12 protein-coding genes and 3 pseudogenes are annotated in these 17,986 nt (G+C 57.2%); 12 read left to right on the top strand and 3 right to left on the bottom strand.

Annotation, left to right across the window (positions count from 1 at the left end):
- Positions 1–236: 236 nt before the first annotated feature.
- From dctP to AC07XM_RS23840, 8 genes and pseudogenes are all read left to right on the top strand, one after another.
- Entirely contained in the window at positions 237–1,256 is a 1,020-nt protein-coding gene (gene dctP / locus AC07XM_RS23805) for a TRAP transporter substrate-binding protein DctP (protein ID WP_158248168.1), read from the top strand.
- A gap of 38 nt (positions 1,257–1,294) precedes the next feature.
- Positions 1,295–1,810, top strand: coding sequence for a TRAP transporter small permease (locus AC07XM_RS23810; protein WP_158248169.1), 516 nt, complete (start codon positions 1,295–1,297; stop codon positions 1,808–1,810).
- Complete coding sequence (locus AC07XM_RS23815) at positions 1,807–3,111, top strand: TRAP transporter large permease (protein WP_102689828.1); 1,305 nt, start codon at positions 1,807–1,809, stop codon at positions 3,109–3,111. The genes AC07XM_RS23810 and AC07XM_RS23815 overlap by 4 nt, the downstream gene beginning before the upstream one ends.
- 285 nt (positions 3,112–3,396) lie before the next feature.
- The gene (locus AC07XM_RS23820) at positions 3,397–4,791 is read left to right on the top strand and encodes an ethanolamine ammonia-lyase subunit EutB (protein WP_102689829.1); all 1,395 of its coding nucleotides are present in this window, start codon (positions 3,397–3,399) and stop codon (positions 4,789–4,791) included.
- Between the two features lie 9 nt (positions 4,792–4,800).
- Positions 4,801–5,655: an ethanolamine ammonia-lyase subunit EutC gene (gene eutC, locus AC07XM_RS23825; RefSeq protein WP_099027928.1), complete on the top strand. Its 855-nt coding sequence runs from the start codon at positions 4,801–4,803 to the stop codon at positions 5,653–5,655.
- A 212-nt stretch (positions 5,656–5,867) separates the two neighbouring features.
- Positions 5,868–6,269, top strand: a complete 402-nt coding sequence (locus AC07XM_RS23830) for a heme-binding protein (protein WP_099027929.1) — start codon at positions 5,868–5,870, stop codon at positions 6,267–6,269.
- Positions 6,270–6,348: 79 nt separating this feature from the next.
- Entirely contained in the window at positions 6,349–8,529 is a 2,181-nt protein-coding gene (locus AC07XM_RS23835; protein WP_099027930.1) for a malate synthase G, read from the top strand.
- Positions 8,530–8,770: 241 nt separating this feature from the next.
- Positions 8,771–8,944: pseudogene (locus tag AC07XM_RS23840) on the top strand (IS5/IS1182 family transposase); the annotation flags it as partial.
- 417 nt (positions 8,945–9,361) lie between these two features.
- Here AC07XM_RS23840 and AC07XM_RS23845 read toward each other — a convergent pair.
- Positions 9,362–11,254, bottom strand: a complete 1,893-nt coding sequence (locus tag AC07XM_RS23845) for a sigma-54-dependent Fis family transcriptional regulator (protein WP_099027932.1) — start codon at positions 11,252–11,254, stop codon at positions 9,362–9,364.
- Positions 11,255–11,530: 276 nt separating this feature from the next.
- Here AC07XM_RS23845 and exaC point away from each other — a divergent pair, with 276 nt between their 5' ends.
- Both exaC and acs read left to right on the top strand, forming a co-directional pair.
- Positions 11,531–13,051, top strand: a complete 1,521-nt coding sequence (gene exaC, locus AC07XM_RS23850; RefSeq protein ID WP_099027933.1) for an acetaldehyde dehydrogenase ExaC — start codon at positions 11,531–11,533, stop codon at positions 13,049–13,051.
- A 279-nt stretch (positions 13,052–13,330) separates the two neighbouring features.
- Positions 13,331–15,286 carry an acetate--CoA ligase gene (acs, locus tag AC07XM_RS23855; protein ID WP_099027934.1) on the top strand — a complete coding sequence of 652 codons (1,956 nt, stop codon included), beginning with the start codon at positions 13,331–13,333 and terminating at the stop codon, positions 15,284–15,286.
- An 83-nt stretch (positions 15,287–15,369) separates the two neighbouring features.
- On the opposite strand, the pseudogene AC07XM_RS23860 reads toward acs, so the two are convergent.
- Positions 15,370–15,510, bottom strand: a pseudogene (locus AC07XM_RS23860) (IS1595 family transposase); the annotation flags it as partial.
- Positions 15,511–15,554: 44 nt separating this feature from the next.
- A protein-coding gene (locus AC07XM_RS23865; RefSeq protein WP_099027935.1) for an IS3 family transposase occupies positions 15,555–16,705 on the bottom strand; the annotation gives its coding sequence in 2 pieces (ribosomal slippage) (positions 15,555–16,462 and positions 16,462–16,705; 1,152 coding nt in all).
- A gap of 246 nt (positions 16,706–16,951) precedes the next feature.
- Here AC07XM_RS23865 and AC07XM_RS23870 point away from each other — a divergent pair.
- The gene (locus tag AC07XM_RS23870; protein WP_238174935.1) at positions 16,952–17,890 is read left to right on the top strand and encodes a LysR family transcriptional regulator; all 939 of its coding nucleotides are present in this window, start codon (positions 16,952–16,954) and stop codon (positions 17,888–17,890) included.
- A pseudogene (locus AC07XM_RS23875) lies at positions 17,884–17,982 on the top strand (FCD domain-containing protein); the annotation flags it as partial. The gene AC07XM_RS23870 and the pseudogene AC07XM_RS23875, both read left to right, overlap by 7 nt.
- Positions 17,983–17,986 lie beyond the last annotated feature (4 nt).

Here is a 17,986-nt window from a genome sequence, read left to right on the forward strand (position 1 = left end):
CATCTGGCTCATGGGCGGCTCGGATCAGGTGTTGCGGGGATTCTCGCATAACTGAAGGCTTGTTCGGAGATTCCCTAAAGCACTGTTGACTATAGAGGTTCCGGGTGTTAGCCTCGAAATGTACTGGATTGTACCCGGGTACAACCTATGGTTGTACCCGGATGTACCGAAGTGGATGTGCCGGAATTGTATTGAGCAATAAACTAATAAAGATAAAGAAATCCCTAGGGGGGAGCATGCATTCCAAATTACGAAAAATTTTCGGTATCAGTGCGGCTGTAGTCGCCATGGGGTTGACTCCTATCAGCGCAGTGCTGGCAGCAGACACCACCTTGCGTTTAACCCACATGTTCCGTGCAGATTCAGATGCCGGCCAAGCAGCCCAAGCTTTCGCTGATCAAGTAAAAGCCCGCAGTGAAGGCCGGATCGAAGTCGGCGTATTCCCCTCCAGCCAGTTGGGTGACTGGACTGAGACCCATTCTTTGCTCATGCAAGGGGCTATTGATATTGGCTTACAGCCACTCTCAACTGGCTTTGACCGACGCTTAGCTATCGCGTGGTTCCCCTATATTGCACCAACCTATGATGAAGCCAAAAAAGCCTATAGCCGTGATGGCTTTGCGTACAAAGTCGTCGACGGGCTTATCCAGGCGCAAGGCTTGAGCCTCCTTGGTGTATTTGCTGATGGTATGGGTGGCGCTGGATTCACCAAAGAAATTGCTAACCCAGAGCAGCCAGGTGTTGATAAGGGCATGCGCATCCGTGTATGGCCAGGTGGTACGACTCACCGCACGCTGATGGAAAAGTTTGGCTACCAAGTGGCGACAATCCCTTGGGCAGAACTCTACACGGGCATGCAAACTGGTGTGGTAGATGGCCAGATTGGTGGCTCCCCGGAAATGTCTAACAGCAACTTCAAAGACATTACTAAAACGTGGGTTCAGTACAACGACCACCTTGAATTGTCATGGTTCGTTATCAACAGCGAGCGTTTAAGCGCATTGCCCAAAGCGGATCAAGATCTGCTGATTCAAGTGGCTCAGGACATTTCTTCCAAGCGCTTCGACGAAGTACAAGTTGCGGACGACAAGCAACTTAAACTGATGGAAGAAAATGGCACTAAAGTAGTGCGTTTGACTCCCGAGCAGTTGCAAGCTCTTGCGTCGTTCACACGAGAGAAAGTATGGCCTGAAATCGGCTCGGAATTAGGTGATGACGTCATGCAGCAACTACGTGACGGCCTAAAGGCTGAGTAATTAAAGACAATCACAGCCCCTGGCTAATGAGGTGGTCGATGGTAAACATTAGCAGGGCGCTGCGTCTTATATGGCGTGCCAAGCTTACATTTCAAAAATTTATTCTCGTTATTGCAGCCATATCGTTGACAGGCCTCATCTTCACTCAGGTGGTCTCTCGCTATGTCTTTAACACGGCTATTTTCGGTGTCGAAGAAATTGCCTGTTATATCGCAGTGTGGATGTACTTTATCGGCGCCTCAATCGGTGCGGAACAGTCCGAGCATATCTCGGCCTCACTAGTGGATGCTTTCATCGAAAGTGCCACTTGGCAATTAGCGATAAAAATAGTCGCGAGTATCATCACCGTTTCTCTGTGCGTCTGGATGACCGTGTGGGCTTACAAGCTCGCCAGTTGGTCACTCCGTTTAGGCATGATGTCCACAGAAATAAATTTTCCTGTCGGGGTGGCGCAACTTGCGATGCCGGTAGGGCTGGCTCTAATGTCTCTTTATTTTTTCGTCGAACTTATCGGCAACCTTGACCAATGGCAGCGGAGTCGACGTAAAAAATGATTGAATATATTCTTATTGATGCGGCCATCTTGTGCATCTTGTTGGTGATCGGTGTCCCGGTACCGATGTGTTTTGCGGCGGCCGTACTCTTTCTTTTTAGTGTGGGTAACTTTGGTAGTGCATCGTTTCTGGTCAGTGCTGGCTTCAGCCAGATGTCATCAGTCATATTGCTGGCATTACCGTTGTACATCATTGCTGGCGTCATCATGGCTCAAGGGGGAATCGCCAAGCGTCTAATCGACTTTGCCGAAGGGGTCGTTGGAAGGTTTAGTGGTGGCTTGGGTATTGTGGCGATCATGGCCACCGCTGTCTTTGGTGCCATTTCTGGTATGGCATCATCATCGGTAGCCGCCATCGGAAGTACGATTATTCCTCGAATGGTTGAGCGCGGTTACGACCGGGGATATGCATCAAGCTTAATCGCCTGTTCATCTGTTTTGGCGTTGCTCATACCCCCCAGTGCATCAATGATTTTGTACGGTTGGGTTTCAGGGACATCGATTACCGCTGCTTTCTTGGCCCCCATTCTCCCTGCAATGATTTTGATTGTATTGTTCTGCTTCTGGAACTGGGTCTTGACGCGGAAGATGCCCATTCGCCAAGAAACTCCTCTGAAGGGAAAGGAGTGGGCTAAGCAAATTACTGTTCGGGGTCGCAAGGCGTCTCTCGCACTGGTTATGCCGTTAATCATCCTCGGTTGTATCTACGGCGGTATTACGACTCCGACTGAAGCTGCAGCTATTGCGGTGATCTACGCTGTCCCTCTCGCGGTATTAATTTATCGAGAGTTAGGCTGGAAAGATTTGTACACCACGCTTTGGAAGGCGGGGCAAATGACCGGGGTGTTGTTGGTCTTGGTCTTCTTTGCGTCAATGTTATCCCGCATGTTTACCATGCAGAGCGTGCCGCAGTTGCTCTTGGAAGGGTTTACTACCATCAGTGAGAACCCGCTCATTTTGATGCTGCTGGTTAACCTCTTCCTGCTGTTGGTGGGGATGTTCATGGATGATGTGAGCGCCATTCTCCTCGCAACGCCTATGTTGATGCCAATTATGCTCAAGCTCGGTATTGATCCAGTGCACTTCGCCGCCATTATTGCAACCAACCTTGGGATGGGATTAATTACGCCCCCCACCGCGCCATTGCTCTATATAGGCTCCTTGGTAGGCAAAGTACCATTGAGTCGAATGTTGTCGCCCACGTTTGTGTTCCTGTTGTTTGCTTATTTGCCAGTCGTGTTGCTGACAACGTTTTACCCCGCACTCTCTTTGACATTACCAAGAATGATATTGGGTTACTGATGAGTAGGTAGCAGAGCGGATGCATGGATCTTCTATTAGAAGCTCCATGCATTCTAAGCACGGGTGTCCAAAAGCAATCCCTCTAGACACGTGCTGCGTCAGTTCAGACTACTTCTTAAGCCGCTAGTGTCGATATGGTAGCCGGCCGGCTAAGTGCCTACGTGCCTGCGAAAGCCCTTGGCATTAGGAATCATAGTTGACGCTTCAAACAAGTAAGTTGTGTCCCTTTGTTTGAGTCGGCTAGGAAAGCGAAATAAAAATCGCGTTCGTATTTTGGAGTCATTAATGGCAAGTTTTTTACATTCAGTCGGCGCCGAAAACTTCCGCTTTGAAAGCCTCAAAGAGGTCATGGCGAAAGCCAGTCCGGCCCGCTCCGGAGACATGCTTGCGGGCGTGGCAGCACTCAACGATGGTGAGCGTGTTGCGGCGCAGATGACCCTGGCCAATATCGAACTCAAGCATTTCCTGCAAGAAGTACTGATTCCCTACGAGAGCGACGAAGTCACCCGGCTGATCATTGATACACACGACAAACAAGCCTTTGCGCCAGTCAGTCATCTGACTGTCGGCGGCTTTCGTGACTGGCTGCTGAGCGATGCCGCCGATGAGCACAGCTTGCGTGCGCTCGCCCCAGGACTGACGCCCGAAATGGTCGCTGCCGTTTCGAAAATAATGCGCGTGCAGGACTTGGTGCTGGTCGCACAGAAGATTCGCGTGGTCACCCGTTTTCGCAACACCCTTGGCTTGCGCGGCCGTCTTTCTACGCGCTTGCAACCCAACCACCCGACCGACGAACCGGCGGGGATCGCGGCGAGCATTCTCGATGGGTTGATGTACGGTAATGGCGACGCCATGATCGGGATCAACCCGGCCACCGATAGCATTGCCTCCATCTGCGAAATGCTGAAAATGCTCGACGGCGTAATCCAGCGTTTCGAGATTCCGACCCAGGCTTGCGTGCTCACCCACGTCACCAGTTCGATCGAGGCTATTAATCGTGGCGTACCGTTGGATCTGGTATTCCAGTCGATCGCTGGGACTGAGGCCGCAAATGCCAGTTTTGGTATCAACCTGCAGACCCTCCAAGAGGGTTACGAGGCTGGGTTGTCGCTGAAGCGCGGCACCCTCGGCAATGACTTGATGTACTTCGAAACTGGCCAGGGCAGTGCACTGTCGGCTAATGCCCATCATGGCCTCGACCAGCAGACTTGTGAGACCCGCGCTTACGCAGTGGCCCGGCACTTCAAGCCATTTTTGGTCAACACAGTGGTGGGTTTTATCGGTCCGGAATACCTCTATAACGGCAAGCAGATCATCCGTGCCGGACTGGAAGACCACTTCTGCGGCAAGCTGCTCGGTGTGCCCATGGGCTGTGATATTTGCTACACCAACCACGCCGAAGCGGATCAGGACGACATGGACACGCTGTTGACGCTCCTCGGTGTAGCCGGCATCAACTTCATCATGGGCATCCCTGGCTCCGACGACATCATGCTCAACTACCAGACCACCTCGTTCCACGACGCGCTTTATGCGCGGCAGTCGCTCGGTTTGAAACCAGCACCTGAGTTCGAGGCTTGGCTGCAGCGTATGGGCATCTTCAACCAGGCCGATGGTCGCGTTCGCTTCGGCGAGCAATTGCCACCGGCGTTTCGCCAAGCGCTGGCGCAACTGGCCTAAGGAGTCGCTATGCAGCCCATTGAAACCGAGCAAGAAGACCAAGCGACACCCTCGGCGGTCACTCAAAACCCTTGGCAGCAGCTGCGTAACCTGACCAGTGCGCGGATTGCCCTTGGCCGCGCTGGCAGTAGCCTGCCAACCAATGCGCAGCTGGACTTCCAATATGCCCACGCCCAAGCGCGGGACGCTGTGCACTTGGCGTTCGACCATACAGCCCTCAGCAGCGGATTGGCCGAGCGCGGACGCGCCAGCCTGCTGTTACATAGCGCAGCGGCCGACCGCCACAGTTACTTACAGCGCCCCGATTTAGGCAGGCGCCTAGACGACGCCTCGGCTTGTCAGTTGCGCGACTACGCCCAGAAGCACCCTGGTGGGGTCGACTTGGCCATTGTTGTGGCCGACGGGCTCTCGGCGCTCGCCGTGCACCGGCACACTCTGCCCTTCCTCGCACGTCTGGAGGAGCAAGCACACGCCGAGGGGTGGTCGTTGTCGCCGGTTGTGCTGGTGGAGCAAGGGCGGGTCGCGGTAGCCGACGAGGTAGGCGAGCTGCTCGGCGCACGCATGGTGGTGATTCTGATCGGTGAGCGACCTGGATTGAGCTCGCCTGACAGCCTTGGCCTGTACTTCACGTATGCGCCCAGAGTCGGTTTGACTGACGCCTACCGCAACTGCATTTCCAATGTGCGCCTGGAAGGTCTTAGTTATGCCATGGCTGCACACCGTTTGCTTTATCTAATGCGGGAGGCCTGTCGTCGGCAACTGTCCGGTGTCAACTTGAAGGATGAGGCTGAGGTACAGAGCCTTATTTCCGGCGAGACATCGACAGCGAGTTCCAACTTCTTACTCGGTGATCACTCCAGATGAGTTTTTAAGAGCACTTGACGATCATAAAGCGCGTTAGTCCTTGAGTAAGTAACACGTGTATTCAAGTAGTACTTAATCGCCGCAACGACTCAGAACAAAAAAGAATACTTAACATGACCATTAATAATGAGCATGTTGGATTCATATAAAAATTATCTTTAATTTCTCGCAACTCATTAATGCCTCATCCACAGATATTTATGGAAGTAATTATGCAAACCAAAGCCGTACTGAGCCAAGCCGAAGTCAGCCGCATTCTTGCTGGCGCCCGTGCCGAAGCCGAGAAAAACCAGTGGGCGGTGAGCATCAGCGTGGTCGATGACGGCGGCCACCCACTGGGCTTCGAGCGTCTCGACGGTTGTGCGCCGATCGGTGCCTACATTGCCACTGAAAAAGCCCGCAGTGCCGCCCTCGGTCGCCGTGAAACCAAGGGTTTTGAAGACATGGTCAATGGCGGTCGTACGGCCTTCCTGTCCGCGCCGCTTGTGACCTCGCTGGAAGGCGGCGTGCCGGTGATTGTTGGTGGTCAGGTAGTGGGTGCCGTGGGTGTTTCCGGTGTCAAAGCTGACCAAGACGCCCAAGTGGCCAAAGCCGGTGTCGCTGCACTGAGCTGATTCGCACATTGAGGCGGTTCCTCAGGGGGCCGCGCTGGCGCCTAGCGCCGCACCTGGACTGATTTTGGAGAGTAAGAAAATGACTGATCGCGTGAACTGCCAGCGCCTGCAAGTAGCCGCCAACCTGCAGCGTTTCGTCGATGAAGAAGTGCTGCCGGGCAGCGGTATCGAACGTGATGCGTTCTGGGCCGGCTTCGATGCCCTGGTCCATGATCTGGCACCACAGAACCGTGCCTTGCTGGCTGAACGCGATGCCCTACAGGTAAAGCTGGACACCTGGCACCGTGAGCATCCGGGCCCGATCAGCGACATGTCTGCCTACCGTGCTTTCCTCGAATCCATCGGTTACCTGCTGCCGCAGCCGGACAGCGTGCAGGCCAGCACTGCTAACGTCGACAGCGAAATCAGCAGCCAGGCCGGCCCGCAGCTGGTGGTGCCGGTGATGAACGCGCGCTACGCGCTGAACGCCGCCAACGCCCGCTGGGGTTCGCTGTACGACGCCTTGTATGGCACCGACGCCATCAGCGAGGAGGGCGGTGCGCAGAAGGGCCCAGGTTACAACCAGGTGCGTGGCGACAAGGTGATCGCCTTCGCCCGTGCCTTCCTCGATCAGACTGCGCCGCTGGCCAGTGGCTCCCACGCCGATTCGAGGGGCTATCAGGTGGTTGATGGTCAGCTCCAGGTCAGCCTGAAAGATGGCTCCCAGACCGGTTTGGCTCAGGCCGACAAGTTTGTCGGCTACCAAGGCGAAGCCGCTGCACCGAAGGCCCTGTTGCTGAAGAACAACGGCCTGCACGTAGAAATTCAGATTGATGCCAGCAGCCAGATCGGTGCGACCGACGCTGCGGGCGTAAAAGACCTGCTGCTGGAATCGGCCCTGTCGACCATCCTCGACTGTGAAGACTCCGTGGCGGCAGTCGATGCCGACGACAAGGTGGTGATCTACCGCAACTGGCTTGGCCTGATGAAGGGCGACCTGAGCGAAGAGCTGGAGAAGGGCGGCAAGCGCATCGTCCGTCGCCTCAATCCGGACCGCGAATACACCGCCGCCGCCGCCGGTGGCGAGTTGACGCTGCACGGTCGCTCACTGCTGTTCGTGCGTAACGTCGGCCACCTGATGAGCAACCCGGCGATCCTCGACGGCGAAGGCAATGAGATACCCGAGGGCATTCTTGATGGCGTGATGACCAGCCTGTGCGCCTTGCACGACCTGCAGCGTCGCGGTAACTCGCGCACTGGCAGCGTCTACATCGTCAAGCCGAAGATGCACGGCCCGGCCGAAGTGGCCTTCGCCGATCAGCTGTTCGGCCGTATCGAAGACCTGCTTAAGCTACCGCGTCATACCCTGAAAATGGGCATCATGGACGAGGAGCGCCGCACCAGTATCAACCTCAAGGCCTGCATTGCCGCCGCCGGTGCGCGGGTGGCCTTTATCAACACCGGCTTCCTCGACCGCACCGGCGACGAGATGCACACCGCCATGGAAGCCGGCGCCATGCTGCGCAAGGGCGACATGAAGAGCAGCGCCTGGATTCAGGCTTACGAGCGCAACAACGTGCTGGTGGGGCTGAGCTGCGGCCTGCGTGGTCGTGCGCAGATCGGCAAGGGCATGTGGGCCATGCCGGACCTGATGGCCGCCATGCTTGAGCAGAAAATTGGCCACCCCAAGGCCGGTGCCAACACCGCCTGGGTGCCGTCGCCGACCGCCGCTACCTTGCACGCCATGCACTACCACCAGGTGGACGTGCAGGCCGTGCAGCGTGAGATGGAGGCCATCGACTTGGCCAGCCAGCGTGACGAACTGCTTAACGGTTTGCTCAGCGTGCCAGTGGCGGCCGAGCGCAACTGGAGCGTTAGCGAGATTCAGGAAGAGCTGGACAATAACTGCCAGGGCATCCTCGGTTATGTGGTGCGCTGGGTTGAGCAGGGCGTGGGTTGCTCCAAGGTGCCGGATATCCACAACGTCGGCTTGATGGAAGACCGCGCGACCCTGCGTATTTCCAGCCAGCACATTGCCAACTGGCTGCACCACGGTGTGATCAGTGAGACCCAGGTGCGTGAGTCGCTGGAGCGCATGGCCAAGGTGGTCGATCAGCAGAATGCGGGCGATAGCGCTTACCGGCCGATGGCAGCGGATTACGTGAGGTCGGCTGCCTTCCAGGCCGCCAGCGATCTGGTGTTCAAGGGGCGTGAGCAGCCGAGCGGCTACACCGAGCCACTGCTGCATGCCTGGCGCCTGCGCTTCAAGCAGCAGGCATGATCCTGAGTTATCGATAACTAGCTCGGCCCCATAGCGCGGCAGCGGCTGTCGTTCATGGGCGCCGGTACAGATCTATCAGGTCCTCGTGGCCTGACCTCTGCTGCTAGTCATCTAACAGCCTTACGGGCTTTACTGCTTCATTCGAGGACAATCCCGGAGCTGCGCAGTCGATGACCAGCGCATGAGCCGCTTTCGCCCGAAAGACTACGAGACCGACTACCTGCTCACTACATCGTTGGACGACTCGCTCGCCTTTCGTTATCTGGCAGCCGGCAGCCACTCTCATCACGACACCCTGGCCCGCTTCCGCCGGCGCTTCCTCGGCGAGCTGGCTGGCATCTTCCTTCAGGTACTGGAACTGGCGAGTAAGATGAAACTGCTCAAGCTCGACACCATCAGCCTCGATGACACCAAGCAACCCGGCGGCAGACCGTCTAAGGCGCCGGCCTCAGGTCGCACGATCAGATCAATCCGAACCTTACTTTGCGGTGGCGCGCGAGCATCACCATCCCGACTAGAAGGCGCGTTTCGAGGATCCGCCGGCGCTCTCAGCCGACGCCACACCGCAATAGCGTATGGTGCACAAGCTCAAAACTCAGTCTGGCCGCCGCCTCTATGCCCTGCGCAAACAGACAGTGGAACCGGTTTTCGGCATCATCAAGTCGGTGATAGGGTTTCGTTAGTTCCTGCTGCGGGGCTAGTGCTCGAGCGCAGCGCCCAGCGCTTTCGTCCGGACTGACGCCAGGCCGCCGGCGGGAAGTGATAGGCGCCAGACGGCTCGGGAGCAGCCCAATAGCGCCCGCGATCCCGCAGCCCCGGAATCATCTAATGCTCAGCGGCGTGGACTGATGGCGTGCTTGCGCAATTTTCGGTAGAGCGTGTTGCGGCTGATGCTCAGTTGTTCGGCGCTGCGCGTCATGTGCCAGCGTTGGCTCTCCAGCACGGCGAGCAAGGCGCTGCGCTCGGCGTCGTCGAGCGGGGTGGCGTCGTCGCACTCATCGGTCAGGGCCGGAACGCTACGAATTTCTGGCGGCAACTCGGCATGGCGGATCAGTCCGTCCTCGCACAGCGCCACCAGGGTACGCAGCACATTGCGCAACTGACGCACATTGCCCGGCCAGCGGTAGCCGAGCAGCGCCTGTCGGGCGCGCTCCTCCAGCCGCAGAGCCTGGCCACGAGCTTCCTCATCGAACAGGTGCTGCAACAGTTGCGCCTTGTCGCCGCGCGCGCGCAGCGGCAGCAACTCAAGCATCAGGCCATTGAGGCGGTAAAAAAGGTCCTCGCGAAATTGCCCGCTGGTTACCCGTTCGCCGAGGTTGCGGTGGCTGGCGCTGATCACCCGCACGTCGATGGGTTGCGCCTCGCCGCCTATGGGCTCCACCCGGCGCTCCTCGAGCACGCGCAGCAGGCGGGTCTGCATCGCCAGCGGCATGTCGCCGATCTCGTCGAGGAACAGGGTACCGCCGTCGGCCTGTTGCAGCTTGCCGCGCATACCTTCCTTGCGTGCACCGGTAAAGCTGCCACCGCAGTAGCCGAACAGCTCGCTCTCGATCAGGGTCTCCGGGATCGCCGCGCAGTTCAGTGCGACGAAGGGCTTGCCGCCGCGCGAACTGGCTAGGTGCAGCGCTTTGGCGAAGGCCTCCTTACCGGTACCGGTCTCACCGCCGATCAGCAGCGGCACATCGCGTTCGTAGACCCGCAGGGCGCGACGAAAATCGTTCTGCAGGTCCGCGTCGACCAGGCAGAACCCAGGGGTAGATAAGACTTGCCCATCCTGGGCTTGCGGACTGTGGCGCGCCTGGCCACGGAGCATGGCGAAGAGCAGCTGACCGCGCTGGGTATACAGCGGCCAAGTGGCACTGGGCTGCGGCGAGGCGCGACCGAGCAGGTCATCCAGGCGGCAATCGAAAATTTCCAGCAGGGTACGCCCGAGCAGACGCTGACGCGGCAGGCCGAGCAGGTTGATCGCGCTCTGGTTCACTGCGCTGACCCGGCCATCTCCATCGAAGGCCAGCAAGCCCTCGCTGAATTGGCCGATATATTCGGCCTGGGCATGGAAACGCAAGAGCCATTCACCCTCGAAGCTGCGCAGAAAGTGGCAGCCCTCGATGACCTTGGCCGACAGGTTGACCAGGGCCATGGTGTGAAACTGGCTTTGCCGCGAGACGTCGTGGCGCACCGAGGACACATCGAGCACAGCCAACAGCTCGCCATGGAGGTCGAATACTGGGCTGGCCGAGCAGGTCAAGCCGGTATGGCGGCTGCGAAAATGTTCGTTCTGGTGGATGGTTAGTGGTTGCCGCTCGACCAGGCAGGTGCCGATACCGTTGGTGCCCTCGCAGGCCTCGCTCCAGTCGGCGCCGAGCCACAGCCCGGCTTGTTCGAAGGTGCGCTTATTCGCCTGCTCGGTCACGCAGTTGAGGATCAGCCCACTGGCATCGGTGAGCAGCACTGCATGGCTGGAGCCGGCCAGCTGACGGTGCAGGCTGTTCATCTCGCTGCTGCAAATCTCCAGCACCTGTTGCAGCTGTTCGCGGCGCTCGAGCATGCGCGAGTGTTCGAGCACCGCAGGTGCCATCAACTGCGCAGGGTCGAGGTGGTGCTGCTCCAAGCAGCGCAGCCAGGAACGGGCGACCGAGGGGTCGGCGGCTGGGCCGGCGAGGTTCGCCTTGCCTTGCGCCACGGACAGAACCTGGTGGGTGTGGCGGCTCAGATCGTGGTGCATTTTTATTCTTCTCCGTTTCGGGGTGGCTGCAAGCAGCCTGTGCCCCGGCGAGACACCCGCACCGACCGGCGAGTCACGGGCTGTACTGACAGCGTGACAAAGTGTCACTTCGGTTGTGCTGAGGCCGCGACAGTGCTGTTGGGTGAACCGCTCCAGATACAGGTTAGAGAGCTCTAATTCGGTGATTACATCAGTCTGGCCCGACCCTTGCTATAGAACTTTGCAAGCGCAGTAGAGCTGCACGCCCCAATAAACAGAAGAATCAGGAGCACCACCATGATATACGCAAAACCCGGCACCCCAGGCGCTGTTATCAATCTCAAACCGCGCTACGGTAACTACATCGGTGGCGAATTTGTCGCGCCGGTTAATGGCAGTTACTTCACTAACACCAGCCCGGTGGATGCCTCGGTGATTGGTGAGTTCCCACGCTCTGACGCTGCGGATATCAACCTTGCGCTGGATGCGGCTCACGCCGCGGCTGATGCGTGGGGCAAGACCAGCGTACAAAATCGCTCAATGATTCTGCTGAAAATCGCCGACCGTATCGAAGCCAATCTTGAACTGCTGGCCGTGGCTGAAACCTGGGACAACGGTAAAGCCGTGCGTGAAACCCTCAACGCCGACGTACCGCTGGCGGCCGACCACTTCCGTTATTACGCCGGCTGCATCCGCGCCCAAGAAGGCAGCGCTGCCGAGATCGACGAGCACACTGCCGCCTATCACTTCCATGAGCCACTGGGTGTGGTGGGGCAAATTATCCCGTGGAACTTCCCGCTGCTGATGGGCGCCTGGAAGCTTGCTCCCGCTCTGGCTGCCGGTAACTGCATTGTGCTCAAGCCAGCCGAGCAGACACCGCTGTCGATTACCGTTCTGATGGAACTGATTGGCGACCTGCTGCCGCCAGGCGTACTCAATGTGGTGCAGGGCTTTGGTCGCGAAGCGGGTGAGGCCCTGGCCACCAGCACACGTATTGCCAAGATCGCCTTCACCGGTTCCACCCCCGTCGGTTCGCACATCCTCAAGTGCGCCGCCGAGAACATCATTCCGAGCACCGTCGAACTGGGCGGCAAGTCGCCGAACATCTTCTTCGAAGACATCATGAATGCCGAGCCGACATTTATTGAAAAAGCCGCCGAAGGCCTGGTGCTGGCGTTCTTTAACCAAGGTGAAGTGTGCACCTGCCCAGCCCGCGCGCTGGTGCAGGAGTCGATTTACGACGCCTTTATGGTTGAGGTGATGAAAAAGGTTAAGGCGATCAAGCGTGGTAATCCGCTGGATACAGAGACCATGGTTGGCGCTCAGGCATCCGAACAGCAGTTCGACAAAATCCTCAGCTACCTCGAAATCGCCCAGCAGGAAGGTGCCGAATTGCTCACCGGTGGTTCCGTCGAGCGACTGGAAGGTGATCTGGCGGGTGGCTACTACATCCAGCCGACTCTGCTCAAAGGCAACAACAAGATGCGCGTGTTCCAGGAAGAAATCTTCGGCCCGGTGGTGGGTATCACCACCTTCAAAGATGAAGCCGAAGCCCTGGAAATTGCCAACGATACCGAGTTCGGTTTGGGCGCCGGTCTGTGGACCCGCGACATTAACCGCGCCTACCGGATGGGCCGGGCGATCAAGGCTGGGCGCGTGTGGACCAACTGCTACCACTTGTACCCGGCGCACGCCGCCTTCGGTGGCTATAAGAAGTCCGGCGTTGGCCGTGAAACCCACAAAATGATGCTCGACCACTATCAGCAAACCAAGAACCTGCTGATCAGCTACGACATCAATCCGCTGGGCTTCTTCTAAGACGCAGCCTCGGCGGCATCCGTCGCCGGGGCAAGTAGCCTCTCTGAGTTGACCGAAACCGAGCATGGGCCCTCGACAGTGAGCAACATGCACTGTCGAGGGGTATCCAGGCTATGCCAGTGGGCTGAGTACTTCTGCATTTGGAGAAGACACTGCTCAACCTCAAGGTGTCGCAAATTTCCGGTCGCATAAGCCTGCAATCGAGCATTCCCACATCACCATAATGGGACAGTTTGAAATAGATCATACGAAAACAACTATTCCACCTAGGTAATAAAGATGAGTGCGACTTCTCCGTATTCCGTTCGTCCCGAGGTTCTGGCCAACACGCTGACTGACGAGGCTACCTACAAATTCATGTACCAGCAGTCGGTAATCAACCCCGACGGCTTCTGGCGTGAGCAGGCCCAGCGTATCGACTGGATCAAACCCTTCAGCAAGGTCAAACAAACCTCGTTCGACGATCACCATGTCGATATCAAGTGGTTCGCCGATGGAACCCTCAACGTGGCCTACAACTGCCTGGATCGGCACTTGGAAGAGCGTGGCGACCAGCTGGCGATCATCTGGGAGGGCGATGATCCGTCCGAGCACAAGAACATCACCTACCGCGAGCTGCACGAACAAGTGTGCAAGTTTGCCAATGCCCTGCGCGGCCAGGACGTGCACCGTGGCGATGTAGTGACCATCTACATGCCGATGATTCCAGAAGCGGTAGTGGCGATGCTCGCCTGTGCCCGCATCGGCGCGATTCATTCGGTGGTGTTCGGCGGCTTCTCCCCTGAAGCGCTGGCCGGTCGCATCATCGACTGCCAGTCCAAGGTGGTGATCACCGCTGACGAAGGTCTGCGCGGTGGTAAGCGCACTCCGCTCAAAGCCAACGTCGATGACGCCCTAGCTAACCCAGAAACTGCCAGCGTGCAGAAGATCATCGTGTGCAAGCGCACGGGCGGCGATATCAAGTGGCATCCGCATCGCGATATTTGGTACGAAGATCTGATGGCGGTTGCCGGTAGCGTATGCGCGCCGAAAGAAATGGGCGCCGAGGAAGCGCTGTTCATCCTTTACACCTCGGGTTCCACCGGCAAGCCCAAGGGCGTTCAGCACACCACCGCAGGATATTTGCTGTATGCCGCGTTGACCCATGAGCGGGTATTCGACTACAAGCCGGGCGAGGTCTATTGGTGCACCGCCGACGTCGGTTGGGTCACCGGTCACAGCTACATCGTCTATGGCCCGCTGGCTAACGGCGCGACCACGTTGCTGTTCGAGGGCGTGCCCAGCTACCCGGATATCACCCGCGTCGCCAAGATTGTCGACAAGCATAAGGTTAATATCCTCTACACCGCGCCGACCGCGATCCGCGCCCTGATGGCTCAGGGTGATGCAGCCATGCAGGGCGCGGATGGCTCTAGCCTACGTCTGCTCGGTTCGGTGGGTGAACCGATCAATCCGGAAGCCTGGGCCTGGTACTATAAAACGGTCGGCCAGGAGCGCTGCCCAATCGTCGACACCTGGTGGCAGACCGAAACCGGCGGCATCATGATCAGCCCCCTGCCAGGCGCGACCGCGCTTAAGCCTGGCTCGGCAACCCGACCGTTCTTCGGCGTGCAGCCAGCGCTGGTGGACAACATGGGCAACCTGCTGGAAGGGGCCGTCGAGGGCAACCTAGTAGTCATCGATTCTTGGCCAGGCCAGGCCCGTACTCTGTACCGTGATCATGACCGTTTCGTCGATACCTACTTCAAGACCTTCAAAGGCATGTATTTCACCGGCGACGGTGCTCGCCGTGACGAAGACGGTTACTACTGGATCACCGGCCGCGTCGATGACGTGCTCAATGTTTCCGGCCACCGCATGGGTACCGCCGAAATCGAAAGCGCTATGGTTGCTCACCCGAAAGTGGCTGAGGCCGCAGTGGTCGGTGTGCCTCATGACATCAAGGGGCAGGGCATCTACGTTTACGTCACCCTGAATGTTGGCCAGGAGCCTTCCGAGCAGCTGCGTCAGGAATTGAAGAACTGGGTGCGCAAGGAGATCGGTCCGATCGCCTCACCAGACGTTATCCAGTGGGCTCCCGGTTTGCCGAAGACTCGTTCGGGCAAGATCATGCGCCGCATCCTGCGCAAGATTGCTACGGCGGAATACGACGGTCTGGGGGATATCTCCACCTTGGCGGATCCAAGCGTGGTGGTACTTTTGATTGATACGCATAGAACCATGAATGTCGCCTGACAGAGCTTAGTATCAACCAGATCCCGCGTGGCCACTTACCGGGCGGGGTCTTTTTTGTTTCTCGCTTTAATCAGGCTATCTGATTAGCAATGATGCTCAGCTACCCGAACCAGTCGCAGCGCTTGCGGAACGCAGGTCGTGGCGGCGGTGAGCAGCCGTGCAGGCAGCGTGCTCAGCCAACCGCGACGGTTGAATCGGTATGTAAATGCGGCCAAGTATCGGGCTTGCGGTCTATGATGCTCCCGAATCTTGAATCGCCCCGGATTTCTTAGACACTTTCCAGGCTCAGTAAATGTCGCTTCTCAAACTCTACCGGTGACAGCTGGTTGTTGAAACCGTGTCGGCGTTTTGGGTTGTAAAACATCTCGATGTAGTCGAACACATCAGCGCGGGCATCCTGCCTAGTGCTATAGATCTTTCGCCTGATCCGCTCGCGCTTCAGAAGCTGGAAAAAGCTTTCCGCTACTGCGTTGTCATGACAATTTCCGCGTCGACTCATGCTGCCAAGCAAGTTGTTGGCTTTCAGGAAACTCTGCCAGTCGCCGCTGCTGAACTGACTACCCTGGTCTGAATGGATCATCACTTCCTGCTTTGGCTTACGCCGCCAAACCGCCATCAGCAATGCATCAATAGCCAGGTCGCTGGTCATCTGCGGCTTCATTGACCAACCGATTACCTGCCGCGAAAACAGATCGAGCACTACCGCCAAATACAACCAGCCCTCGTAAGTGCGGATGTAGGTGATGTCCGTGACCCAGACTTTGTTAGGTTCGGTGACATTGAATCGGCGCTCCAGATGATTTGGTGAAGCTACTGGAGGCTTACCGCCATAACGGCCTGGTCGACGCCGATATCCTGTCTGCGAGCGCAGTCCTTCCAAACGCATTAGTCGAGCAACACGGTGCTTGCCGCACGCCTCTCCAAGCTCACGCAGGTCGTCATGGATTTTGCGGTAGCCATACACGCCGCCGCTCTCTAGCCATGAGTGCTTGATCATACCAAGCAGGCGTTGGTCATCCTTGGCTCGCGCCGACGTAGGCTCTGCCAGCCAGGCGTAGTAACCGCTGGCATGTACTTTCAAAGTCAGGCACAGACGGCGAACCGTATAGTCTGCGGATAGCTGATTGATGAAGGCGTACTTCAGCCGCATTCCTTGGCAAAGTACGCGGCGGCCTTTTTTAAGATGTCTCGCTCTTCGGTCACGCGCTTTAGTTCGGCACGCAGGCGACGCAACTCAGCTTGCTGATCGTCTTCTTGCGCTCGTTGTTCTTGGGGTTTGCTGTAGCGCTTCACCCAGGCATAAAGGCTGTGTGTCGACATGCCCAAACGAGCAGCTACCTCAGCCACCGGCAGACCCCGCTCGGTAACTTGTTTGACTGCTTCAATTTTAAATTCTTCGGGATAACGCGGGTTGCTCATGGCACCTCCTAATGGGCCGTATTATGAGGCATGGAGGTGTCTACGAAACTAGGGGCGATTCATGGCTCATTGGCTCGCTCGTCAGCAAACATGCTCAAAGACACAAAGTATCCGCGCAATCAAAGCACATACGCCCTTATTCAAAAGGCTGAGGCAACGCTGGCGGCTAACATAACCGCTGAACGCCACGGTTGCTGCTTTAACAGCAGCTGCATGCGCAACACTGTGTTGCATCAGGGATATCATATGCTGGATGCAAGTTTTCTAAGCGAGCTGTATTGGTACACATGCGTGGTCGATTTAGGCAGCTATTCAGCCGCGGCGGAAAAAGCCGGAGTCGGTAAATCGAGCTTAAGTCGCAGGGTAGTCGCTCTCGAGGAACGGCTCGGTGTGCAGTTGCTCAGTAGAAATACGCGCAGGCTTACCATGACCAGCGCCGGAGAAGACATCTACCGGCATGCCCTCAACATGCTTGCTGAGGCACATGCCGCCCACATCAGTGCCGAGGAAAACCGAGGTACTTGCAGTGGCCTTGTCCGCATTGCTGTCCCCAGTATCCTATCAGACTGGTTAATAGGCATATTGAGCCGGTTCCAAAAAGACAATCCCAATGTGCGCTATGAGCTTTTTATTGAAGAGGGGCTTGCCAATCCTTCCAGGCACCTTGATCTCTGCCTAAGCCTACTGCCGCCGCCAGAGGACAGCGCTGAGCTTGTTGTGCGCAAACTGGTAAACCTGCAAAGAGGTATCGTGATAAGCCCCACCTTAGCTGGGCGACTGGGTGCAAATAGCTGCCTAAAATCGATTCCCGACAATCAGCTCTTGGCCTATGGGACCAGCCTGAATCTGCAGTCATGGGTGCTGAAAGACAGCACGCGCACGCTGCAAACGCCATCACTCATCACCACCAATCTACAAGCCTTGAAGGACGCTGCTAAAGCCGGTCTTGGAGCTGCCTACCTGCCTTTGGCAGCTTGTCAGCATGAACTCCAGAGTCAATCGCTGCAGTTAGTCTGTACTTCTGAGCAAACAACCGCGATTCATCTGAATATGCTGACTCCATCATTTCGAGGCATTACCTTCACGACTCGCAGCCTTATAGAAGTTATCCGTAAGAGCGCAATGCTTCACGTGCCGGTTTGTGAAACACCACCAATAAGCAGATGCAATAGCACTCTCGTTTGAGCCGCGAACATGAGCAGATATTTGAAGCCATCGCCCTCCAGGATACTGATGCGGCTCGCGTCACCATGCGCCTTCACCTTACCAACATTTAAGAGC

The sequence above is a fragment of the Pseudomonas sp. GW460-LB5 genome, assembly GCF_059423245.1.

Coding starts and splice junctions, on each gene's coding strand:
- eutC (WP_099027928.1), top strand. CDS start 4,801: ATGCAGCCCATTGAAACCGAGCAAGAAGACCAAGCGACACCCTCGGCG.
- AC07XM_RS23815 (WP_102689828.1), top strand. CDS start 1,807: ATGATTGAATATATTCTTATTGATGCGGCCATCTTGTGCATCTTGTTG.
- AC07XM_RS23870 (WP_238174935.1), top strand. CDS start 16,952: ATGCTGGATGCAAGTTTTCTAAGCGAGCTGTATTGGTACACATGCGTG.
- AC07XM_RS23830 (WP_099027929.1), top strand. CDS start 5,868: ATGCAAACCAAAGCCGTACTGAGCCAAGCCGAAGTCAGCCGCATTCTT.
- exaC (WP_099027933.1), top strand. CDS start 11,531: ATGATATACGCAAAACCCGGCACCCCAGGCGCTGTTATCAATCTCAAA.
- AC07XM_RS23845 (WP_099027932.1), bottom strand. CDS start 11,254: ATGCACCACGATCTGAGCCGCCACACCCACCAGGTTCTGTCCGTGGCG.
- AC07XM_RS23835 (WP_099027930.1), top strand. CDS start 6,349: ATGACTGATCGCGTGAACTGCCAGCGCCTGCAAGTAGCCGCCAACCTG.
- AC07XM_RS23820 (WP_102689829.1), top strand. CDS start 3,397: ATGGCAAGTTTTTTACATTCAGTCGGCGCCGAAAACTTCCGCTTTGAA.
- AC07XM_RS23810 (WP_158248169.1), top strand. CDS start 1,295: ATGGTAAACATTAGCAGGGCGCTGCGTCTTATATGGCGTGCCAAGCTT.
- acs (WP_099027934.1), top strand. CDS start 13,331: ATGAGTGCGACTTCTCCGTATTCCGTTCGTCCCGAGGTTCTGGCCAAC.
- dctP (WP_158248168.1), top strand. CDS start 237: ATGCATTCCAAATTACGAAAAATTTTCGGTATCAGTGCGGCTGTAGTC.